The sequence below is a fragment of the Nocardia sp. NPDC057440 genome, assembly GCF_042802915.1.
Taxonomy (GTDB): Bacteria; Actinomycetota; Actinomycetes; order Mycobacteriales; family Mycobacteriaceae; genus Nocardia.
Window position 1 is genome coordinate 197,779 of sequence record NZ_JBHVDF010000007.1, and the last position, 21,815, is coordinate 219,593.

The following is a 21,815-nucleotide window of genomic DNA, read 5'->3' on the forward strand; positions in this document are numbered from 1 at the left end:
CGCCGGGTAGCCCGGCGCGGTCGACCCCTCAGCGTTGGTAGCGCCGCGAGGTGTAGACGCGCGGGCCGTCGTCGGTGTCCCTCGACGCGGTGGTGGATGCGCCGATGATGAGCAGTGTGCGCATGTCGACCTCGGCGGGGTCCAGTTCGGCGAGCGGCACCACGCGGACGGACTCGGCGGGGCCGCCGACGTCGCGGCCGACCACCACCGGGGTGTCGGGCTTGCGGTGTTCGAGCAGCAGATCCCGCATCGCGCCGACCTGCCAGGTGCGTTGGGAGGAGGCCGGATTGTAGACGGCGATCGCCATATCGGCGGCGGCCACGGCCGAGAGGCGTCGGGCGACAACCTCCCACGGCTTGAGCCGGTCCGACAGCGAGATCATCGCGTAGTCGTGGCCGAGTGGCGCGCCGACTCGGCTGGCCACGGCGTTGGCGGCGGTCATGCCGGGCAGTACCCGTACCGACACCCCTTCCCACTGCGGGTCGGCGGATTCTTCGAGCACCGCCGCCGCCATGGCGAACACTCCGGGATCACCCGAGGAGACCACCACGACCTTCGCGCCCTGCTTGGCCAAATCCAGCGCCATCGCGGCACGCTCGGATTCCACGCGATTGTCGCTGGCGTGCCTGTGCTGCCCGGGGCGCGTCGGCACCCGGTTGATGTAGGTGGTGTAGCCGACGAGATCGGTGGCCTCGGCGAGAGCTTTGCTCACCTCCGGCGTGGTCCAGTCCGCCGCGCCGGGGCCGAGTCCGACTACGACGACTTCTCCCGGCAGACCGATCGATGGTGCGGCGGCCGGTCCGGTTGCGACCTGGCGCCGCGTCTGCTTGCTGGTCGCCAAGTGCAGTGGGGTAGTCGGCTGCGGGCCCGGCACCAGGGTGATCGAGAAGTACGGCACGTCCGCGTCGTCGACGTCCGCGGCGCGTAGGACGCGTTGACGATCGGAGCTGGCGCGCTCGATGTAGTAGGCGTCATCGAGTCGCCCGGAGTCCGAGAGCGCTTGGCGCACACCGGGGTAGGTGCGGCCGAGTTTCATGATGGCGGCCGCGTCGGTGTCGCGGAGCCTGCGGGTGAGCTCGTCGGTGGGCATGGTGCCCGGCAGCACCGTGAGCACCTGTTCGCCTTCGACCAACGGGGTGCCCAGGGCCGCGGACGCGGCGCTGACCGAGGTGATGCCCGGAATGATTTCGGCGTCGAATCGGTCGGCGAGACGGCGGTGCATGTGCATGTAGGAGCTGTAGAAGAGCGGATCGCCCGCCGCGAGCAGCGCCACCGAGCGCCCCGCCGCCAGATGTGCCGCGAGACGCTCGGCTGCCTGCTCGTAGAACTCGTCGATCGCGCCCTGATATCCGCCGGGGTGGTCGGTGGTCTCGGTGGTCACCGGATAGACGAGGTGCTCTTCGAGCTGATCTTCGCGCAGGTACGGGGCGGCGATCGCGCGTGAGATGCTGCGGCCGTGCCTGGCGCTGTGGAAGGCGATCACATCGGCCGCCGCGATGATCCTGGCCGCCTTGACCGTCACCAGTTCCGGGTCGCCTGGCCCGAGCCCGACACCCCACAACTTCCCGTGGACCGTGCTGTTGGTCATTCCTGTTCGCTCGCAATCGCATTCAGCGCCGACGCGGTGATGGCGCTGCCGCCCCGCCTGCCGCGCACGGTCAAGAATTCGACCCCGCCGAAGTCGATCAGCGCGTCTTTGGATTCGGCGGCGCCGATGAAGCCGACGGGAATGCCGAGAACCGCCGCCGGGCGCGGCGCGCCCGCATCGAGCATGTCCAGCAGATGGAACAGTGCGGTCGGTGCGTTTCCGATGGCGACCACCGCGCCGTCGAGCCGATCCCGCCACAGCTCGAGTGCCGCGGCCGAGCGCGTATTGCCCAGTGCGGCGGCGAGTTCGGCCACGCGCGGGTCTGTCAAAGTGCAGAGCACCTCGTTATCGGCGGGCAACCGCTTGCGGGTGACCCCCGACGCCACCATGTTGGCATCGCACAGAATCGGTGCACCAGCGCGCAGCGCGGTGCGGGCCGCCGCCACTACCCCGGGCGAAAAGGCCACGTCCGGTGCGAGATCCACCTGTCCGCACCCGTGAATCATTCGCACCACCACCTGTGCCACATCCGGCGGGAACGCGCTCAGATCCGCTTCGGCGCGGATCGTCGCGAACGAGCGCCGATAGATCTCGGCCCCGTCGGTGAGGTAGCTGGCACGCACGTCGGACATGCCGACCACCCTAGGAGTGCCCGCCGAGCGAGGTCGGCGCGGGTCAGGTCCGCGGCCGTTCGAGGATGCGCGACATGACGATGGAGCTGCGCGTGCGGCCGACCCGAGTGTTCTCGCGGATGCGTTCGACGGTCGACTCGATCTCGGCCATATCGGTGGCCATCACATGGACCAGCGCGTCGGCCTCGCCCGCGATCGTCCAGACCCCGACGACCTGGGGAATCGGTTCGAGGCTGCGGCGCAGTTCGGCCGGGGTGATGTTGTCGCGATAGTAGACCTCGACATATGCCTCGGTTCTCCAGCCGAGTGCGGCGGGATTGACCATGGCGGTGAATCCGGTGATCTGCCTGCTGGCCACCATCTTGTCGACACGCCGCTTGACCGCGGGCGCTGACAGGCCGACTTTCGCGCCGATTTCTTGGAACGACGCGCGCGCCTCCCTGAGCAAGTGGGCCAGAATCCGCCGGTCGATGTCGTCCACGCCACACCCCTCTGTCGCCGCGCAACGATTCGCCACAACACCGCAGATCTACGCAACGATTCGTTGTTTCTGACGCAATAGTAGGCGAATTACCTTCGTGTCAGTCGAATGATCCGCGCCTACCTCCGGGAGACACGTTGACCTCCGTAGCCACGCTCCACAACGAGCCACCCACCCCGCGACAGCCATCACCGCGACGGTTCGTGATGTGCCGCCCCGACCACTTCGATGTCTTCTATTCGATCAACCCGTGGATGGATCCGACCGAGCCGGTCGACCGGGCCCGAGCCCTCGACCAGTGGGAAACCCTGCGCTCGACCTTCGAGCAGTACGGCCACCAGGTCGATCTCGTCCCCGGTGAGCCGGGACTACCCGACATGGTGTTCGCCGCGAACAGCGGACTCATCGTGGGCGATCGGGCGCTGTCGGCGCGCTTCACCCATCCCGAACGCGCCGCCGAGGGCCCCGCGTATCACCGATGGTTCGCACAGCGCGGACTCACCGAACTCGTCGGCGCGCAGGAGGTGAACGAGGGCGAGGGCGATTTCCTCCTCGTCGGTGATCGGATCCTTGCCGCGACCGGGTTCCGCAGTTCGGTTGCCGCCCACCGCGAAGTCGAGCGATTCTTCGACCTGCCTGTGGTGTCCCTCGAATTGGTCGATCCGCGGTTCTATCACCTGGACACAGCGATGATGGCACTCGGCGACGCCAATATCGCCTACTTCCCGCCCGCCTTCAGCACGGCCAGCCGCGAGCTGCTCGCACAGCTGTATCCGGACGCGATCGTCGCCACCGACGCGGATGCGGTGGTGCTCGGCTTGAACGGCGTCTGCGACGGCCTGAACGCCTTCGTCAGTGACAGGGCGGTCGACCTGATCGAGACCTTGCGGGGACACGGGTACAACCCGGTCGGCCTCGACCTGTCGGAACTGCTGAAGGCGGGCGGCGGGGTCAAGTGCTGCACCCTCGAGATCCACGATGACCCGAGGAGAGAAGAGAACGCGGCTTAGCCGATCTATGGAGTGATCGTCGTCGAGGTCGGGATGAGCCGCCGCGATTCCGGGTCATCCCGCCCCGTTGGTCATGGCCGACGCGGCGGGACGACCGGCAACGCGTTGGCGCTCACGTCCTCGCGCGGCCTAGGAGTTTCGCCTACCGGCACATCGCGTCGATGAGTTCTGGAAAGTTCGGGAACTCCTCCCGCGCCGCAGCCACGATCTCCGCAGCGCAATAGCCTGGTCTCGGCCCGTGCCGTTCGGCGATCGCCCGGAACGCCTCGTTCGGCACCCGCGTACCGAAATGGGTCGGTGCGAATGCCTCGGCCGGGCCGTAACCGTCCGCGAACAGCCAGAGCAGGTCGAGGAGATTGCGTGCTATCAGACCGGATTCGCCCTCGGAACCGAGATAGACGATCGGCTGCTCGGTGATCGGCGTCGCGGGCCGAACCAGCCAGAACCCGGCGTAGTCACCGGCGCCCGTGGCTCCGAAGAATCGGAATTCACTGCCGTCGACCGCTTCGTTGCCGGTCCACAGTCGGAACCAATACGCGGTCCGCGCGGGCGCCTCGAACTGTGTGTAGGGCTCGAAGTCGCAACCGTGAGAGATGTCGGTCTCCTCGTCCCACTCCCACTCGAAGCCGATCTCGACCACCTCGGCCAGCGCGGCCGGCAGGGCAAGGTCCTCAGGTGCGGTGTCGATCATGGAGGAAGGATAGTTGCTCCGGGCGGCACAGCCCGGAATGCCTTCCGGTGCTCCGACTCTCGACCGATGCGGCACGCCCGCGCGGTGGCGCGGGTCAGAAGGGCAGTTGCGTACGCCAAGCGCTGACGGCGGGGTCGGCGAGTGGGTGGGCTTCGGTCAGGAACTTGAACAGCAGCAGTGCGCCGCTGATCTGCAGTGCGGCCAACGGCAATTCGGCGATCAGCGCGATGCCGACCGAGAACCAGACGTCGTCGGCGTTGGCGGTCATGATGTCGAACCAGGCGTCGACGAGCAGCAGCAGGCCGGTCCCGAACGCGGGAAGGATGAGCAGTCGTCTGCGTTTCCAGCCCAGGTAGGCGGTGGTCAGCATCATCGCGACCAGAAGGGTATCGAAGCCGACCCAGGTCACGGTCCAGTTCCTGGCCTGGTAATCGGACGGCAGCGAGACTGCGAGATAGACGATCCACGGGATGAGTGCCAGCGAACCGCCGACCATCAGGGTCAGTCGGACCCCGCGGTGGATCCGGACCAATTCCGGCCTGGGCAACACCCGCTCGGGTGGCAGCTGCAAGCGGCTGATCAGCGCGCGGCGCTCGTCGTCGGACATCGCCTGGATCTCGTCGTCGCTCAGTCTGTCACTTGTCATGCTGCACGGCCTTTCCCGCAGGAGGGCGATCAGTCGACGCGATAACCGTCCGGCGTGGCGACGACATCGGTCACCGCACCCCGCGGCCTACCGCACCGGCGTGCACAGCCCGACCAGTGCTGCCGTCCGCCCACTGTTACCTCGCCGGACTCGAAGACGAGGGCGCTCGGGGTGTCGGAGGAGGTCGGATCGGGCTGCGGCAGAACGAGTTCGGAGTGGGACGCGTCGGAGTCGAATGTTGCGCTGTCGTGCAGTACCCGGTCCGAGTCCACCGCGGCACCGACATCCGCGCGGACGTCGGTGATCGACTTCGCGCAGCCGGGCTGACCGGCGCAGGCGCTGACCAGCAGCCACGGGGAGTTGGCATCGAAGATCAGACCCATCGGGGCGAGCACGCGGACGACCTGCTCGGCGGGCCATTCCTCCAGGTCCGCCAGCACGAGGCTGCGCCAAGGGGTGACGAAGACCGGTCGTTCGACGGCGGCGATGAATTCGGCGGTGCGCGCGGGCAGCGACCCGAGCCGCACCCCGGCGCCGAGGCTGACCCTGCCGTCGTCCTGGGCCAGCCAGCCGATCGGAATGTCTTGGGTGGCACCGATTTTCAGCCGATCGGCGTGGGCAGTGAGTCCGAGTAGGCCGGTGATGCGTTCGACGCCGTTGTCGATTTCGTGCAGCCGCCACTGGCCGGAGCTCAGGTCGAGGAAGCTGTGCGCGGCGGCGAGCATGATGTCGACGGCATCGGTGGCCGACACCCTGATGCCGGTGTCGAGCCCGGCCAGCAGGACCGCGAACTCGTCGGCGTCGACGGCGTGCACGCCGATATCGCCGCCGAGACCACTGACATCGCCGCGGCCGTCGTCGAGGGTGAACAACACGCGGCCGGGCAGGTCGGCGAGTCGAGGTGCGGCGAGCAGCCCGGCGTCGAGCTCGGGGACGAGTTGGTGCACGTCGGCCCGACCACCGACGCGCCCTGCCAGCGGCGAGGCGACGATATTGCGCACCCGCTCGTGTGTGTGACTCGGCAGTAGCCCGGCGGTTTCCAGTCGCGCGGTCAGCTCGGTCGCGTCGCGCACCTGACGCAGCTGCACATTGGCGCGCGCGGTCAGCTCGATGTTTCCGTCGCCGAGCTCACGGGCGGCTTCGGCCAATGCCTGCAACTGCTGCGCTTCCAGCCGTCCGCCGGGCACACGGATACGAGCCAGCGGTCCGTCGGCCGCCTGATGCAGCCGCAGCACGCCGGGGCAGGAGTCGGGAGATGTACGCGTCATGACCCATCCAGCGTACGACCCGGCCAGGCATTCGGCCCGAGGTCACCCCAGGGCGCGGACTACCCACGGCGCCGCGTTTGTCGTGTGGCAGCGTATCGGCGGGTTCGCTAGTCTGCTGGCATGAGCGAATCATCATCCCTCGCCGACCGTTTCGCGATTGTCGACGTTCTGACCAGGATGTTCGTCTACACCGATCAGAAGCGCTGGGACGATCTGCTCGATGTCGTGTTCACCCCGAAGGTCGATTTCGACGGCGGTTTCGGCGGCCCGGTCGGCATCCGCGAAGCCGCGGACATCGTCGGCGACTGGCGCGCCGGCCTCTCCGGCCTCGACGCAGTGCATCATCAGGCGGGCAACTACCTCATCGACCTGCAGTCCGACCATGCCGCGGTGCACGCCGACGCGATCGCCGTCCACCTGAAGAACGACGCCGTCAACGGCACCACCCGCACCTTCATCGGCAGTTACACCCTCGGCGCCGAACGCACCGATGCCGGCTGGCGCGTCAACCGATTCCACTACCACCTCAAGGTCATCGAGGGGAACGCCGACCTGACCTAGCCCACCGCCCCGCGGGTGCGGCTTGTCGGCCCGCTCGTTTTCGCCGACTCACCGGCCTGCGGTACACCACCCATGCCGACTGCACCCACATCGTCGACGACTTGCGCGCTGCCCGCGCCGCTACCGGATAGCCGCGTTGCCGTGGATGAGCCGTCATCGTTATCCGGTGGCGTTCTCCGACGTTCATCATGGAGGTATGGCGTCCGATCGCGTTCAGGTTCGCGTGATTCTTGTGTTCGGGGATCGTGCGCAGTTAGACACACCGTGGCATTCGGCGCGGGACCCGATGTGGGTGCCCGCGGCACTGATCGCCGAGCAGGCCGGGTTGCCGGTGAATGAACTGCCGGGCAGAGAGTTCAGTGCCGTGGGAGATCGGAAGTCCCTGACGGACTTCCGGCTGGTCTTCGACCCGCGTTTGTAGAACGGGAACTGAGCGCCCGATCCGCGGGGTTCGTATCCTGCACAGACGCGCCTCGACGAGGCTGCCCGCGGCGACAGACAGGCACGTGGCAGGTGCGGGCCGCCCTGGCAGGTAGCATCTGGATGCTCGGCGGGCGACGAGGAAACCGGTGAAACTCCGGTGCGGTCGCGCCACTGTCACAAGCCAGACCCTCTCCGGCGAGCAACGAACCCGATGGGCGCGTAACCCGAGGAAGGCCGTCACCTGTGATTTTGCTGCTGTCCACGTCCGACACCGATCTGTTGAGCGCGCGCGCGAGTGGCGCGGACTATCGCTGGGGCAACCCCGCTCGGTTGCTGGTCGAGGACCTGCCCGCTCTGCTCGTCGGCGCCGACCTGGTGATCGTGCGGATCCTCGGTGGTAAGCGGGCCTGGGAAGACGGCTTGGAAGCGGTACGTGTCAGCGGAGTGCCGATGGTGGCGCTCGGTGGTGAGCTGGCGCCCGACGCCGAGTTGATGGAGTGCTCGACGGTGCCGGGCGGCGTCGCCGCCGACGCACACAATTACCTCGCCGCCGGTGGTGCGGCGAATCTGCGTCAGTTGCACAACTTCTTGTCCGACACAGTGCTGCTGACCGGGCACGGCTTCGAGCCGCCCGTGCAGTTGCCGAGCTGGGGTGAGTTGGAGCGCACCGAGGCGACGGTCGACGGCCCGACCGTCGCGGTCATCTACTACCGCGCGCAGCACCTCGCGGGGAACACCGGATACATCGATGCGCTCTGTGCCGCGATCGAGAACGCCGGAGCGCGGCCGCTGCCGCTCTACTGTGCGTCGTTGCGAACGGCCGAACCCGCATTGCTCGACACGCTCGGGCAGGCCGACGCGCTGGTGGTGACGGTGCTCGCGGCCGGCGGGTCCAAGCCCGCGACCGCGTCCGCCGGTGGCGACGACGAGGCGTGGGACGTCGCGGCGCTGGCCGAGCTCGATGTGCCCATCCTGCAAGGCCTTTGCCTGACCAGCGGCCGCGCACAGTGGGAGGCCAACGACGACGGGCTCTCGCCCCTCGATGTGGCCACTCAGGTGGCGGTGCCGGAATTCGACGGCCGGATCATCACGGTGCCGTTCTCATTCAAGGAATTCGACGCCGACGGCCTGTCCACCTACGTGCCGGACCTCGAGCGCGCGGCGCGGGTGGCGGGTATCGCGGTGCGGCACGCGCGGCTACGTCACATTCCGGCCGCGCAGCGTCGGGTCGCCCTGATGATGTCGGCCTATCCGACCAAGCACGCCCGCATCGGCAACGCGGTCGGCTTGGACACCCCGGCGAGCGCAGTCCGATTGCTCACCGAGATGCGTTCGGCCGGTTACGATCTGGGGCCGGCCGGTGAGATTCCCGGGCTGGAGGAGCGCGATGGCGACGCGCTGATACACGCGCTCATCGCCGCGGGCGGCCAAGATCCCGACTGGCTGACGGCCGAACAGCTCGAAGGCAATCCGATCCGGATCAGCGCGACGCAGTATGCGGTGTGGTTCGACACGCTGCCCGAAGATCTGCGGGAGGCCGTGATCGAGGCGTGGGGCCCGCCGCCGGGGGAGCTGTATGTCGATCGCTCCGCCGATCCCGACGGCGAAATCGTCATTGCCGCATTGCGTTTCGGCAATGTGGTGTTGATGGTGCAGCCGCCGCGTGGTTTCGGTGAGAACCCGGTCGCCATCTATCACGACCCGGATCTGCCGCCGAGCCATCACTATCTCGCGGCCTACCGATGGATCGCCGCACCGGACGGGTTCGCCGCCGACGCGATGGTGCACCTCGGCAAGCACGGCAACCTGGAGTGGCTGCCGGGCAAGACCCTCGGCATGTCCGCTTCGTGCGGCACCGACGCCGCGCTCGGCGAGCTGCCGCTGATCTATCCGTTCCTTGTCAACGATCCGGGTGAGGGCACGCAGGCCAAGCGTCGAGCACACGCCACCCTGGTCGATCACCTGATCCCGCCGATGGCGCGCGCCGAAAGCTATGGCGACATTTCACGTCTGGAGCAGCTGCTCGACGAGCACGCCAATATCTCCACGCTCGACCCCGCCAAACTGCCCGCGATCCGGCAGCAGATCTGGACGCTGATGCGCGCGGCGAAGATGGACCACGATCTCGGGTTGGCCGAGCGTCCGGAAGAGGACGTTTTCGACGACATGCTGCTGCACGTCGACGGCTGGCTCTGCGAGATCAAGGATGTGCAGATCCGCGACGGCCTGCATATTCTCGGGCAGGCGCCTACCGGGGAGAGCGAACTCGACCTGGTGCTCGCCATGCTGCGCGCGCGTCAACTGTGGGGCGGCGAGCGGAATGTGCCGGGGCTGCGCGAGGCGCTCGGGCTCGACGAATCCGGAACCGAGGCCCGTGAGCGCGTCGACCGGGTGGAAGCCCAAGCGCGCGAGTTGGTCTCGGCACTGCAAGCGACCGATTGGTCCGCCGATGCCGTGGACACGCTCACCGACAACCCCGCGGTGCGGCAGGTGCTGCGGTTCGCCGCCACCGAAGTGGTGCCGCGGCTGCGACAGACCGGTATCGAGATCGACCGGGTCCTGCACGCGCTCAACGGCGGATTCATTCCGGCGGGCCCGAGCGGTTCCCCGTTGCGCGGGTTGATCAACGTGCTGCCGACCGGCCGCAACTTCTACTCCGTCGACCCGAAGGCGGTGCCGTCGCGACTGGCCTGGGAAACCGGTCAGGCCATGGCCGACTCGCTACTGGACCGATACCGGGCCGACCACGGCGAATACCCGCGTTCGGTCGGACTTTCGGTGTGGGGCACCTCGGCGATGCGCACCTCCGGCGACGATATCGCCGAAGTCCTTGCGCTGCTCGGTGTCCGTCCGGTGTGGGACGAGGCCAGTCGTCGTGTCACCACGCTGGAGGTCATTTCCCTCGCGGAGCTGGCTCGCCCCCGCATCGACGTCACCGTGCGGATCAGTGGATTCTTCCGCGACGCGTTCCCACACGTGCTTGCGTTGCTGGACGACGCGGTGCGGCTGGTGGCCGAGCGGGACGAGCCACTGGAGTCGAATTACGTACGCGCGCACGCACAGGCGGACCTCGCCGAGCACGGCGACCAGCGCCGCGCGACCACCCGCATCTTCGGCTCCAAGCCGGGCACCTACGGCGCGGGCATCCTGCAGTTGATCGACTCGAAGAGCTGGCGCACCGACGACGACCTCGCGCAGGTGTACACCGCGTGGGGCGGCTTCGCCTACGGCCGTGACCTCGACGGCGCGCCCGCGGCGGACGACATGCGCACCGCCTACCGGCGGATCACGGTGGCCGCCAAGAACACCGACACCCGCGAACACGACATCGCCGACTCCGACGACTACTTCCAGTACCACGGCGGCATGGTCGCCACCGTGCGCGCGCTGACCGGCAAGAACCCCGAGGCGTACATCGGCGACAGCACCCGCCCCGACGCGGTGCGCACTCGCACCCTCTCGGAGGAGACCTCCCGCGTCTTCCGTGCCCGCGTGGTGAACCCGCGCTGGCTGGAGGCGATGCGCCGCCACGGTTACAAGGGCGCATTCGAAATGGCGGCGACTGTCGACTACCTCTTCGGCTACGACGCAACCACCAACGTGGTCGCCGACTGGATGTATGAAAAGCTCGCGGAGAGTTACGTTTTCGACGACGTGAACCGGAAGTTCATGGAGCAGTCCAACCCGTGGGCGCTGCACGGAATCGCCGAGCGACTGCTGGAGGCCGCCGAGCGGGATCTGTGGGAGAAGCCGGAGCAGGCCACGCTAGACCGGTTGCGGCAGGTCTACCTGGAGACCGAGGGCGAACTCGAGTAGCCCTGCTCGGGCCCGGCCGGTCGATCTGGTTCGATACCCGGCCGGGCGGGCCTCGGTGCGGGTGTGCTCAACCGAGCCGACCCGGCCACCTTTGCTGACGTCCTCGCCGCGGATCGCAAGTTCCCTCATGGTCGTTCCTCTTCTGTGCGCGACGATGCGTCGTCCGCGAAGGTCTTGCGGCTGGTAGTCCAACGTCGCGTCGGACTTGTGTCTGCGGCCGAATCCATTGCGGAGCACTGTGATTGATTCGCTTCTACATCAATTCGGCTGTCTCGATCAGCGAGGGCGCGAGCGGGTGCGGTACCGACATGTCGGTTTATTTGTCGGCACCGCCGGATTCCGCAGCTGTGGTGTGAAATGAAATTACGGAAATTGCAACCAGTTAATTTCTTGGGCAGGCGAATTAATTGATCTTGCAAGGCAATTCGATTTCGTCAATCTGTCGACATCGATAGCGTCTGGGGCGCATGATTATCCGTGTCCCATTTGCCGATTCTCGGGGTACGTCAATCGAATCGGCCGGATGATTGGAAAGTCTTATGATGATCAAGAGATTGATAGCGGCAACGATGTTCACTGTCGCCGCGACCGGCATCGTCGCGGCGACCGCGCACGGTCAGCCGATGGCGCCTGGCGCCGAGTTCGAGGGGATGGACAGCGGTGTCGTCTACACGGCCGCGGTGGCGCCCGACCGTTCGAGTGCGACGGTCACGCTGGCATCGGGGACGTTCGAGGTGACGCCCACCACGGGCGTGATCACGGTGCTGGCCCCCGACGGGTCGGTGGTCGGTTCGCTGCCGACGGCGGTGCAGGCCGTCGCAGGCCAGCAGGTGCAGGTCACGCCGCACATCGACAGCACGGCAACGGCTTTGACGCTGACGCCGGTCGGCGCCGTGGCGCCGCAACCCGGTGCGTTGCAGAACATCGGTGACGCGGGCACCACTATTGCGGGTATTGCGATCGGTTGCGTCGTCGGGGCGCTCATCGGACTCATCTTCCTCGTCGTCACAGCGATTCCCGGCTGTATCGTCGGCGCGATCGTCGGTGGAATCATCGGCGCCAACCAGTGATCCGTCAGCGAAGGTTCGAATAAGTCATCGCGTGGATATCCTCGACCGGGCTCGGTAGGAAATCGCCGCCCGGCCGGGGATATCGTTGTTCAAATCTCTCGACACCACGAATTCATAGGGCACCCGCCGCTTTCCGGAACCGCTCGGCGGTGGCTCGCGGGTGCGCATCGAGTAGCTCGAGACAGAGCGTCGACATCTGCGGGGTGTCCGAACCGACCTGGACCACACGATGATCGGGCCCGTCGGGTTCCACGCCGACGGCGGCGGGCATCCTGTGCGCACCTCACCCGCCGCTCCCTCGGAGCGCGCAGGTCTATCGCGGAAGCAATCCTTCCGCACAGCCTGAGATCATCGGGGAATGCGGGAAACCTCCGCGCAATTGCTTCGGCTGCTGTCGCTGCTGGGCGCGGTAGCTCGGGTGGCGGCGTCGCGGACCGGCTCACCTCCTCGCCCGCGTCGATGCGGCGGGTGATCGGCTGTGGCGCTCTGGAGGGGCGTCTGTATAGTGTGCGGTCGCAACTAGTTTCAGGTGCTAATGAAGTCTGGCCGGACGGATCGAATACCGGCCGCTACCGTGTCGCGCTGCCTCGTCGTCGACGGCCCGCAGCGCACCGGTCGAGCTCGCCGAGCTACTGCATGCCAAGATCCCAGGGCGCGTGGCCTCGTCGAGTGTCGGGTCGACTGTTCGTGACCCGTGTGCAACAGGTTTCGAGACACTCCACCGCAGCTAGCCGATCAGAATTAGGGCCCCTACATGACGAATTCCACGATTCAGGCACCGGCGGCACCGCCGGTCCTGGACGCAGGCGAGGACGCGTCGCTGTCACACCGGCAGATCCTGACCATCCTGTCCGGCCTGCTGCTCGGCATCTTTCTTGCGGCACTCGACCAGAACATCGTGAGCGTGGCGATCGTCAAGATCTCGAACAGCTTGCACGGGTTCGACGAGCAGGCCTGGGCGACAACGGCATATCTGATCACCGCGACGATCACCACACCGCTGTACGGCAAGCTGGCCGACATCTATGGGCGAAAGCCCTTCTATCTCACCGCGATCGGCCTGTTCGTCCTCGGCTCCATCGCCTGCACCTTCGCGACGTCGATGTACGAGCTCGCGGGCTTCCGCGCCTTCCAGGGCCTCGGCGCCGGTGGGCTGATGTCGCTGGCCTTCACCATCATCGGCGACATCGTGCCTGCCCGCGAACGGGTGCGTTACCAGGGCTATTTCATGATGGTCTTCGGTTCGGCCACGGTGCTGGGCCCGGTGCTCGGCGGTTTCTTCTCCAACTACGACAACCTCTGGGGGCTCGAAGGCTGGCGCTGGGTGTTCCTGGTGAACGTGCCGATCGGCGTGCTGGCGCTCGGCGTGGTCGCCAAGGTGCTCAATGTGCCGCATCAGCGCCAGCAGCACCGGATCGACTGGTTCGGTGCGTTGGCGTTGACGATCTGTGTGGTGCCGCTGCTGATCGTCGCCGAGCAGGGCAGGAACTGGGGGTGGAGTTCCGACCGCACGCTGATCTGCTACGGCATCGGCGCGGCCGGATTGGCGCTGTTCCTGTTCATCGAATTCCTGATGAAGGACGCCGCGCTGATCCCGTTGCGGCTGTTCAAGAATTCGACGTTCAGCGTCGCCATCATCGGTGGCTTCATCGTCGGTATCGCGATGTTCGGCGCCATCGTGATGGTGCCGCAGTATTTCCAGGTGGTGCGCGGCTACTCGCCGACGAACTCGGGTCTGCTGATGCTGCCACTGGTGCTCGGCATCATGATCGGCTCGCAGGTGGCCGGGCAGATCACCAAGGCCACCGGTCATTACAAGGCACTGCCGGTGCTCGGCTCCTTCGTGATGGCGGTCGGTGCGGCGCTGCATGCGCGCGTGCTCTATGACAGCCCGCTGTGGCAGCCGCTGGTCTACGCGGGGATCATCGGGGTCGGCCTCGGTTGCTGCATGCAGACGCTGATCATCGCGGCCCAAAACGCCGGTCCGCGTTCGGATATGGGCGTGTCGACGGCGGCGGCGACATTCTTCCGGCAGATGGGTGGGACGCTGGGGGTCGCGGTCTTCCTGACGATTCTGTTCAACCTGTTGCCGCACAAGATCATCGACGCATTCGGCGGACAGCTGCCGGACGGCTTCGACGCTGCCCAGCTCAGCAGCATGCAGAGCAATACGAGCGGGATCGCGGAGCTGCCGGAGGAACTGCGGGTGCCGATCCTGACCGGATTCACCAGTTCCATGTCGGGGGTGTTCTACGTCGCCGCCGCGGTCGCGCTACTCGGCGCGGTGGTGCTGGTGTTCATGAAGGAGATTCCGCTGCAGGACGATCCGGTCCCGGGGTCCGCGGCGCCCGCGTACGCCGAGCTCGTCGCGCAGTCGGTAGGCGCGGACTCGATGGGGGAGGAGTCCCAGGTATGGGAGGGCGCCGCGCAGGCATTGTCCGAGCCTGCGCCGGTGCTGGCGGGTGGACGCCTCTCGGTCGATCATCAGGGCAACGGCGTGTACCAGGTCTCGGTGTCGGGAATGACAGTGGCAGAACCGGATTCGATGGACGTCCGTCCCGAACCCGATCGCCGCTCGATCCGCGGTCGCATCCGGCACGGGGACGGCCGGCCGGTGCCCGGAGCCGCGCTGACCCTGATCGACCAGCGTGGGCACCAGGTTTCCCGGGCGGCGGGCGATCCGGACGGCGGGTATGTCATCGGCGTGCCCGAGGGCGGTAACTACGTGCTGATCGCTTCCGCGACCGGACATCAGCCGGAGGCGGTGAGCGTCGCCATCGGTCACCGGGCCCTGCAATTGGACCTGACGCTCATGGGTTCCGGCGAGCTGTCGGGCGTGGTCAGATCGGCCCGGCGCGGCGAACCGCTGGCCGGCGCGACCGTCACGCTGACCGATATGCGCGGCGAGGTCGTCGGTGCGGCCATTACGGCAGCTGACGGCGTTTACGTCTGTCATGGCGTCGTGTCGGGTACCTACACCTTGGTTGCCGTCGCCGACCATATGCGCCCGAACGCGGCCACCCTGACCGTGCCCGACAGCGGCCTGCTGCGCCAGGACATCGACCTGGCTCCGATGGCGGTGCTCGCCGGATCGGCATGGTCGGACGGCGACCGGTTCGTTCCCGACGTCCAGATCACCGTCCTGGATGCCGACGGCGACCTGACCGCAACGGCTCGCACCGACGAGAACGGCCGCTACGTCGTCAGTGATCTCCCCGAGGGGCAGTACACCGTGGTGGCTCGCGGCTATCCGCCGGTGTCCAGTCGCGTGACGGTGATCGGTGGCGAAGTCGTCCACGACGTGAAACTCGGCTACGGGCAGGATGATCCGGCGTTCCATCGCTGAGCATCGAGATGCGCCGGCAGCAGTTGGACTCGTCGATCCGGCATCGGGCCACGCCGGATCACCCCGGTGAACACTCGGGTGTGCCGGGCCGCGACAGCGCGTGGCTTCGTGACTGTCGCAGCCCGGGGCCCGCGTGCTTACTCGGCGATCTTGGCGCGGAAGGGGCCGCCGATGCTGTTGAACAGCAGGTCGCCGTTGGGGAGGGCTTCGACGATCGCGTACGCGCCGTTGCCGAGGTTCGATTGACCGAAGATGGTGCGGTGCACGGTTTCTCCGGTCTTCCAATCCATTCCGGTGACCTCCCAGCCGTCGGCTTTGCTGTAGCCGTTGACGAAAACGATCCCGGCCGTGCTGGACACCGCGGGCACCATCGAGGTGGAGACGACGTCGCCGCGGGTCCATGTCGAGGTCCACTTGTCGGCGTTCGGATCCCATTCGAATCGCTGCATGCCGTGCGGAGGTTGGAACACCGGCCCGTTGGCGATCACATCCACCAGGCGATCGGGTGTGCCTTCGGCACCGATGTTCTGGACCACGAACGCGCCGTAGCCGTTGACGACGACCGACTGCTCGCTCTGGATGAACTCGGGCTTGGGATCGGATAGGCCCGCTGTCACCTCGATCTGGTCGGCGATGCGATGGGATTTGGTGTTCGGCTTCTGTGTGAACCCGTCGGGGATCTTGTTGCGCCAGAACGCGACCAGCTTCATATGGTCGGCGCCATCGGTGATCACCACCAATTCATCGGTGTCTGTGCCGAAGCCCATCAGCGTCGGTGTGGAGCCGGTCCCGATACCGAACTTCACCGCAGGAGGCTGGCGGCCGAAGTCATACGGTGATGACCAGGCCCCGTCGGCTTCGGCAGTGGACAGTTTGCTTCCTGTCCATACCACCTTGCGCATGATCTTGTCCGACGCGGCGTAGATGCCGCCCTTCTCGTCGATGGCCATCGAATTGGAGACGGTTTCGTCGTCTCCGAACCGGACCTGTTGGGGCTCACCGGCCAGCGTGCGGTCGATGACAAACAGCGCGCGAGATCCGAGTACGGTCAGATGTCCGTCGTAGGTCATGTTGACGCCGACGATGTTCTCCGGAATGCCCAGCGTTGTCATCCCCGCGCCCAGCCAGGGCTTGAAGTCCAATTGCGCGACGATCTCGATCCCGTCCTCGGGCTTGTCCTTGTTCTTCAGCCCGAACTTCACGATCTCGGAGTTCTGGGTGACGTAATAGACGTTGTTGTCCTTGTCGACCAGGCTGTAGACGCCGTTGGCGATCCGCTGCCACGTCGCCCCGCCCCAATCGTCGCGGATGGCGTTCTCGATCTGACCTACGTCGGAGAAGTTCTGATCCAGGACCCGATCCAACGCTTGGGGTGGAATCGGCGCGACACCGGGTGTATCCATCGATGCGACCTGCCGGAACCCGCCGTCGGACACGTCGACATACCGCACACCGGAGGTCGAGGAGATCCACCGGTACTTCGAGTCCGTCGACGCCAGCGTGATGATGTTGACCGGCCCGGTCGCCACTCGCGGCATCTGCTTGGGGTCGATGTGGAAGGTGCCGCGCGGCACCGGGTCGGGGAAACTGTCGGACTGGCCGGAATCCAGATGGGTGACCGCATATTTCTCCGCGGCCAGATTCGGGTTTCGCGGCGGACTGTCGCCCGACTGTTCGCCCACATTCGCGGTGCTCTTCGTAACGGACGATTCTTCGCTACATCCAGGCAGGACGAAAACCGCCGCTGCTGCCATGGCGATCACTGCGGTACTCGGCCGGAAATATCGAGGCTTGCTCACAACCGTGCTCCTGTCCTCGCGATCGGTATTGCGCTCGAACCTGACGGTGACGCACAAACACCCATTCGCCGATGCGGGCATCGACGGCCGATAAACGGAACAACACAAGCTGAAACAACGCACGTGGCATCGCCAACATAACACCGGCTTTGGGACCGATATCAAGAAACCTTCCGTCCGGCACCACCGAGTAGGTCATTACTGCGGCAAACCGCGAGAAGGTCTCGATGGTGCCGGACGGAACGACTTCCCACGTGATCGCGAAGTACGCCGGCAGCGGGATCGCCCGTCGCCGGTAGAATCAGACCAGACGGTCATGCGTCGGCTATACACCATGGGGCTCGGCGCAGCCACGGGAGTGTGGGAGATGAGCGCACGCGACGGCCCCAGCCTGCGGCGGTTACATCGCGGCACGCGGGTTCTGTTGATCACCCTCGTGGCTTTCGTCGTGTCGTTGCTGGTCATTCCTCGTCTGACCAGCGTCTATGTCAATTGGCTTTGGTTCGGTGAAGTCGGATTCCGCGGTGTCTGGCTCACTGTGCTGCTCACGCGCCTGTCGCTGTTCGCCGCGGTCACCGTAGTGGTCGGCGGCATCCTTTTCGCGGCGATGTGGCTCGCTTTCCGGTTCCGGCCCCTGTTCACCGGCTCCGGGAAAGAAGACGTTCTTCGGCCGTATCGCGCCGTGGTGCTCCGATGGCCGGTGCGGATCGGGCTGGGCATCGCCGCCTCGGTGGGTCTGGTCTGCGGTCTTATCGGGCAGTCGAGCTGGGGGACAGTTCAACTGTTCATCCACGGCGGGTCCTTCGGTGTATCGGATCCCGAGTTCGGCCATGATGTCGGGTTCTTCGTTTTCGATCTGCCCTTCTATCGACTCGTTGTGAATTGGCTGTTCGCCGCAACCGTTCTCGCGTTCGTGGTCAGCCTCGCGGCGCATTACCTCTTCGGGGGTTTGCGGCTGTCCGGAAAGACGCGCGGCCTGATCCGTGCCGCCCGCGTCCAGTTGGCGATGTTCGCCGGCATGTTCATCGTCGTGAAGGCGGCCGCCTACTGGCTCGACCGATATTCGCTGCTGTCGAGCAGCAGCAAGGAACCGACCTTCGCCGGCGCCGGCTACACCGATATCAACGCAGTCCTGCCCGCCCGCCTGATTCTCTTCGCGATCGCCGTCATCTGCGCCGCGGCGGTCTTCGCCGCCGTCGTGGTTCGGGACCTCCGAATCCCGGCGATGGCGGCCGCGTTGCTGCTGCTCTCGTCGATCCTGGTGGGAGCCGTCTGGCCGTTTGCTGTCGAGCAGTTCTCGGTTCGCCCGAACGCCGCCGACATGGAACGCGTGTACATCGAACGCAATATCGCAGCGACCCGGCAGGCGTACGGGATCGGCGGCGACCGGGTCGAGTACCGCGCCTATCCCGGCGTCGGCACCAAGCCGCCGCCCGACGTTCCGGCGGACGTGACCACGATCGCCAACGCCCGCCTACTCGATCCGAATGTGCTCTCGCGGACCTTCACTCAGCAGCAACAACTGAAGAACTTCTACAGTTTCCCGGCGAATCTGGATCTGGATCGCTACCGCATCGACGAGGAACTACGTGATTACGTGGTGGCGGTCCGCGAGCTGACCCCGAATGCGTTGAGCGGCAATCAGACCCACTGGGTCAATCGGCACACCGTCTACACCCATGGAAACGGCTTCGTTGCCGCGCCGGCCAACCGCGTCAACGCCGCGGTCCGCGACGCCGACCACGACGCCGCCAGCAGCAACAGCGGATATCCCATCTACGCGGTCAGCGACATCGCCTCCCTGGGGTCCGGGCATCAAGTGATCCCGGTGGATCAGCCACGCATCTACTACGGCGAGGTGATCGCCCAAGCGAGCCCTGACTATGCCATCGTCGGCGGCAGCACCGAACCCCGTGAATACGACACCGACACCACCAAGTACACCTACACCGGCGCGGGAGGCGTCTCGATCGGGAACTGGCTCAACCGTCTGGCCTTCGCCACCAGCTACACCGAACGCAACATCATCTTCTCCAAGGCGATCGGTCCCGAATCGAAGATCATCTTCAACCGGGATCCGCGCCATCGCGTCGAGCTCGTCGCGCCGTGGTTGACGACCGACAACAACCCTTACCCGGCGGTCGTGAACAACCGGATCGTCTGGATCGTCGACGCGTACACCACAATCGACGGCTACCCCTACGCCAAACGCAGCTCGCTCGAAGCCCTCGAGGCGGGCGACGGCATCGGCATCCGCCATCCCCGAGAGATCTCTTACCTACGCAACTCGATCAAGGCCACCGTCGACGCGTATGACGGCACGGTCACCCTCTACCAAGTCGACCAGCACGACCCGGTTCTGGCGGCGTGGATGAGCGTCTTCCCCGGCACGGTCGAACCCGAGGAGTCGATCACCGCCGAGTTGCGAGCCCACTTCCGGTACCCGGAGGACCTGTTCACGATCCAACGCGAGATGCTCGCCAAATACCACGTCGATGAACCACGAGAGTTCTTCACCACCAACGCTTTCTGGTCGGTGCCCAGTGACCCGACCGTTGACGCCAACCCGCACCAGCCTCCGTTCTACGTCCTGCTGGGCGACCCGGACAACGCTCGGCCGTCGTTCCGCCTGGCCAGCGCGATGGTCGGTTTCAACAGGGAATTCCTCTCCGCCTACGTCTCCGCCCATTCCGACCCTCAGAACTACGGCAAGATCAGCGTCTTGCAGCTGCCCACCGACACACTCACCCAGGGACCTCAGCAGATCCAGAACTCGATGATCTCCGATACCAGAGTGGCGTCCGAGCGAACCCTGCTCGAGCGTTCGAACCGGATCCAGTACGGCAACCTGCTCACCCTTCCCATCGCCGACGGTGGTGTGCTCTACGTTGAACCACTCTTCACCGAGCGGATTTCGACCACACCGAACGGATCGACGTTCCCGCAACTGGCACGGGTCCTCGTCAGCTACCGTGACCCCGGCACCGGTGGCGTTCGCGTCGGCTACGCCCCGACTCTGGCCGAGGCGCTCGACCAGGTGTTCGGCGCCGGTACCGGCCGACTCGCCACCGCACCCGGCGACGGCCCCGCACCCGCACCGCCGCCGGGTAGGCAGCCCGTATCACCGCCGCCCCCACCAGCGCCATCCCCGCAAGCGGTGGATCAGGCGAAGATAGCCGAACTCAACGCGCAGATCGATGCCATCCGCGCGGCCCTCGAGCGTCTCCAACAGGAGTTGAACGACCTCGAACGTCCCGGTCGATAGGGCTGAATGGACAGTTTCGTTTATCTGCCCCACGGTGATTCGAACATGTGATGAGATCCGCCCAGTGGAGGCCATTTAGTCATTCAGCCCGGATCTTTCGTCGGTTCCGGCTACCGTTTGGGTACATCTGAATGGAAGTCGAGTAGTTCCGTATCAATGCCGGTCGGGCGCTGCACGGCGCATCAGATGACCGGTCCTCAGGTGCGTGGCCACGCTCCACATTCCCGCGGAGTTGTGCCGCGCCGTGAAAGGAGCGGCGATGACGACCTACCCCAACACGATTGCATTGACAACCGAAACTCTGTTCAACGAGCGGATCCCGGAGGACCGCCGACAAGAAATCCGGAACTCGATCAATACAATGGTAACGCGGCGCATCGAGGAGAATACGCGCCATCGTGAACTCGCCGCCGAGGACCGCGCCCTGGCCGACGCCTTTGCCGAGCCGTTCCTCGACCAGTTGCGCAACAGTGCGCGCGGTGCCGACGCACTGCAGCTGGCTGCCGAACGTGGGCGGACCAGGACCCTCGACGTCAGCGAACTGGGGGTGGCGAGCATGGAGAATCCGTCACGGTACGTGTCCGCGGGAGCGCTCGATTACCCGTTTACCACGACCCGCGACTTCCAAGGACCGGCGACGCAGTTCTTCGCGATTCCCTACCATTTCTCCTGGTCATGGCACGACCTGAATGGAAGCCCGCCGTTCAAGCAGATCATCACAAACGATACTGGCCGTGCCGCACTCGATGCTCGGGTAGGCAACGCCCCGGGCGCGACCGGCACGTTCGTCAGCGCCCACGCCGGCTACGGCGTGAGTCTGCGTTCGGATCACCGGGTCGACTGCATGGCTCGGTCGCTGCGGTCCACTCACGATGTCGGCGCGGCCGCCGCGGGGTTCAACGGCGACGCGACCGTCGAGGCCGGATGCGAGATGACGGTCATGCAAAACGGTCGCCTGGTGGCCCATGCCGTCGACAAGCGATTCCGTGGTCGAGTGAGCGGATCGGTCGGCCATCCGACCGAGAACTACAACTATGACAACGGCGGTTTCGGCACGGGCGCAGTGATCGAGGTGTTCTGGACGATGGAGGCCAACACCAACTACGAACTCAATGTCGGTGCATGGGTTTTCGCCGAGGCGCACCAAGGTATCGGAGGAGCCGGAGCGCAATCACAGATCGACGCGAAGATCATCTTCATGAGCCTCTGGCAATGACCT

The 21,815-nt window shown here is 66.0% G+C and carries 17 protein-coding genes; 8 read left to right on the top strand and 9 right to left on the bottom strand.

Annotated elements, in window-relative coordinates; all coding sequences use genetic code 11:
- Positions 1-28: 28 nt before the first annotated feature.
- The 3 genes from ACFU4Z_RS16945 to ACFU4Z_RS16955 are packed head-to-tail and all read right to left on the bottom strand — an operon-like array spanning position 29 to position 2,701.
- Positions 29-1,588, bottom strand: coding sequence for a precorrin-2 C(20)-methyltransferase (locus ACFU4Z_RS16945; RefSeq protein ID WP_379063829.1), 1,560 nt, complete (start codon positions 1,586-1,588; stop codon positions 29-31).
- Positions 1,585-2,220 carry a precorrin-8X methylmutase gene (locus ACFU4Z_RS16950; RefSeq protein WP_379063831.1) on the bottom strand — a complete coding sequence of 212 codons (636 nt, stop codon included), beginning with the start codon at positions 2,218-2,220 and terminating at the stop codon, positions 1,585-1,587. Before ACFU4Z_RS16950 ends, ACFU4Z_RS16945 begins: the two co-directional genes overlap by 4 nt.
- 43 nt (positions 2,221-2,263) lie before the next feature.
- Positions 2,264-2,701, bottom strand: coding sequence for an Lrp/AsnC family transcriptional regulator (locus ACFU4Z_RS16955; protein WP_379063833.1), 438 nt, complete (start codon positions 2,699-2,701; stop codon positions 2,264-2,266).
- A gap of 137 nt (positions 2,702-2,838) precedes the next feature.
- On the opposite strand from ACFU4Z_RS16955, the gene ddaH reads away from it, so the two are divergent.
- Positions 2,839-3,711 carry a dimethylargininase gene (gene ddaH, locus ACFU4Z_RS16960; RefSeq protein ID WP_379063835.1) on the top strand — a complete coding sequence of 291 codons (873 nt, stop codon included), beginning with the start codon at positions 2,839-2,841 and terminating at the stop codon, positions 3,709-3,711.
- Between the two features lie 142 nt (positions 3,712-3,853).
- Here ddaH and ACFU4Z_RS16965 read toward each other — a convergent pair whose 3' ends face one another.
- The 3 genes from ACFU4Z_RS16965 to ACFU4Z_RS16975 all read right to left on the bottom strand — a co-directional run bounded on the left by ACFU4Z_RS16965 (position 3,854) and on the right by ACFU4Z_RS16975 (position 6,316).
- Entirely contained in the window at positions 3,854-4,402 is a 549-nt protein-coding gene (locus ACFU4Z_RS16965) for a hypothetical protein (RefSeq protein WP_379063837.1), read from the bottom strand.
- 94 nt (positions 4,403-4,496) lie between these two features.
- On the bottom strand, positions 4,497-5,048 hold the full coding sequence (locus tag ACFU4Z_RS16970; RefSeq protein WP_379063839.1) for a hypothetical protein: 552 nt from the start codon (positions 5,046-5,048) through the stop codon (positions 4,497-4,499).
- A 29-nt stretch (positions 5,049-5,077) separates the two neighbouring features.
- Positions 5,078-6,316, bottom strand: a complete 1,239-nt coding sequence (locus ACFU4Z_RS16975) for a precorrin-3B synthase (RefSeq protein ID WP_379063841.1) — start codon at positions 6,314-6,316, stop codon at positions 5,078-5,080.
- Positions 6,317-6,436: 120 nt separating this feature from the next.
- On the opposite strand from ACFU4Z_RS16975, the gene ACFU4Z_RS16980 reads away from it, so the two are divergent.
- From ACFU4Z_RS16980 to ACFU4Z_RS16995, 4 genes are all read left to right on the top strand, one after another.
- On the top strand, positions 6,437-6,877 hold the full coding sequence (locus ACFU4Z_RS16980) for a nuclear transport factor 2 family protein (RefSeq protein WP_379063843.1): 441 nt from the start codon (positions 6,437-6,439) through the stop codon (positions 6,875-6,877).
- 166 nt (positions 6,878-7,043) lie between these two features.
- Entirely contained in the window at positions 7,044-7,298 is a 255-nt protein-coding gene (locus ACFU4Z_RS16985; protein WP_379063845.1) for a hypothetical protein, read from the top strand.
- 245 nt (positions 7,299-7,543) lie between these two features.
- Complete coding sequence (cobN, locus tag ACFU4Z_RS16990) at positions 7,544-11,116, top strand: cobaltochelatase subunit CobN (RefSeq protein WP_379063847.1); 3,573 nt, start codon at positions 7,544-7,546, stop codon at positions 11,114-11,116.
- 539 nt (positions 11,117-11,655) lie between these two features.
- The gene (locus ACFU4Z_RS16995) at positions 11,656-12,186 is read left to right on the top strand and encodes a hypothetical protein (RefSeq protein WP_379063849.1); all 531 of its coding nucleotides are present in this window, start codon (positions 11,656-11,658) and stop codon (positions 12,184-12,186) included.
- A gap of 112 nt (positions 12,187-12,298) precedes the next feature.
- Here the strand turns inward: ACFU4Z_RS16995 and ACFU4Z_RS17000 are convergent, their stop codons facing one another.
- The gene (locus ACFU4Z_RS17000) at positions 12,299-12,457 is read right to left on the bottom strand and encodes a hypothetical protein (RefSeq protein ID WP_379063851.1); all 159 of its coding nucleotides are present in this window, start codon (positions 12,455-12,457) and stop codon (positions 12,299-12,301) included.
- A 483-nt stretch (positions 12,458-12,940) separates the two neighbouring features.
- Between ACFU4Z_RS17000 and ACFU4Z_RS17005 the strand changes: the two genes are divergently transcribed.
- Entirely contained in the window at positions 12,941-15,532 is a 2,592-nt protein-coding gene (locus ACFU4Z_RS17005) for an MFS transporter (protein WP_379063853.1), read from the top strand.
- A 137-nt stretch (positions 15,533-15,669) separates the two neighbouring features.
- On the opposite strand, the gene ACFU4Z_RS17010 is transcribed toward ACFU4Z_RS17005, so the two are convergent.
- Both ACFU4Z_RS17010 and ACFU4Z_RS17015 read right to left on the bottom strand, forming a co-directional pair.
- A complete protein-coding gene (locus ACFU4Z_RS17010) occupies positions 15,670-17,214 on the bottom strand; it encodes a hypothetical protein (protein ID WP_379063855.1) in 1,545 nt (514 codons plus the stop codon).
- 34 nt (positions 17,215-17,248) lie between these two features.
- Positions 17,249-17,530 (bottom strand): hypothetical protein, encoded by a 282-nt coding sequence (locus ACFU4Z_RS17015; RefSeq protein WP_379063857.1) that lies wholly within the window; start codon positions 17,528-17,530, stop codon positions 17,249-17,251.
- A 168-nt stretch (positions 17,531-17,698) separates the two neighbouring features.
- Between ACFU4Z_RS17015 and ACFU4Z_RS17020 the strand changes: the two genes are divergently transcribed.
- Together ACFU4Z_RS17020 and ACFU4Z_RS17025 are read left to right on the top strand one after the other, a co-directional pair.
- A complete protein-coding gene (locus tag ACFU4Z_RS17020) occupies positions 17,699-20,596 on the top strand; it encodes a UPF0182 family protein (protein ID WP_379063859.1) in 2,898 nt (965 codons plus the stop codon).
- Between the two features lie 259 nt (positions 20,597-20,855).
- Positions 20,856-21,812 (top strand): hypothetical protein, encoded by a 957-nt coding sequence (locus ACFU4Z_RS17025; RefSeq protein WP_379063861.1) that lies wholly within the window; start codon positions 20,856-20,858, stop codon positions 21,810-21,812.
- Positions 21,813-21,815: the final 3 nt, after the last annotated feature.

What these genes read in the sequence shown, in the direction of transcription:
- ACFU4Z_RS17025 (WP_379063861.1), top strand. Translation starts at nt 20,856, where the DNA reads ATGACGACCTACCCCAACACGATTGCATTGACAACCGAAACTCTGTTC.
- ACFU4Z_RS17005 (WP_379063853.1), top strand. Translation starts at nt 12,941, where the DNA reads ATGACGAATTCCACGATTCAGGCACCGGCGGCACCGCCGGTCCTGGAC.
- ACFU4Z_RS16995 (WP_379063849.1), top strand. Translation starts at nt 11,656, where the DNA reads ATGATGATCAAGAGATTGATAGCGGCAACGATGTTCACTGTCGCCGCG.
- ACFU4Z_RS17020 (WP_379063859.1), top strand. Translation starts at nt 17,699, where the DNA reads ATGAGCGCACGCGACGGCCCCAGCCTGCGGCGGTTACATCGCGGCACG.
- ACFU4Z_RS17000 (WP_379063851.1), bottom strand. Translation starts at nt 12,457, where the DNA reads ATGCCCGCCGCCGTCGGCGTGGAACCCGACGGGCCCGATCATCGTGTG.
- ACFU4Z_RS16975 (WP_379063841.1), bottom strand. Translation starts at nt 6,316, where the DNA reads ATGACGCGTACATCTCCCGACTCCTGCCCCGGCGTGCTGCGGCTGCAT.
- ACFU4Z_RS16980 (WP_379063843.1), top strand. Translation starts at nt 6,437, where the DNA reads ATGAGCGAATCATCATCCCTCGCCGACCGTTTCGCGATTGTCGACGTT.
- ACFU4Z_RS16965 (WP_379063837.1), bottom strand. Translation starts at nt 4,402, where the DNA reads ATGATCGACACCGCACCTGAGGACCTTGCCCTGCCGGCCGCGCTGGCC.
- ACFU4Z_RS16950 (WP_379063831.1), bottom strand. Translation starts at nt 2,220, where the DNA reads ATGTCCGACGTGCGTGCCAGCTACCTCACCGACGGGGCCGAGATCTAT.
- ACFU4Z_RS16970 (WP_379063839.1), bottom strand. Translation starts at nt 5,048, where the DNA reads ATGACAAGTGACAGACTGAGCGACGACGAGATCCAGGCGATGTCCGAC.
- ACFU4Z_RS16945 (WP_379063829.1), bottom strand. Translation starts at nt 1,588, where the DNA reads ATGACCAACAGCACGGTCCACGGGAAGTTGTGGGGTGTCGGGCTCGGG.
- ACFU4Z_RS17015 (WP_379063857.1), bottom strand. Translation starts at nt 17,530, where the DNA reads ATGACCTACTCGGTGGTGCCGGACGGAAGGTTTCTTGATATCGGTCCC.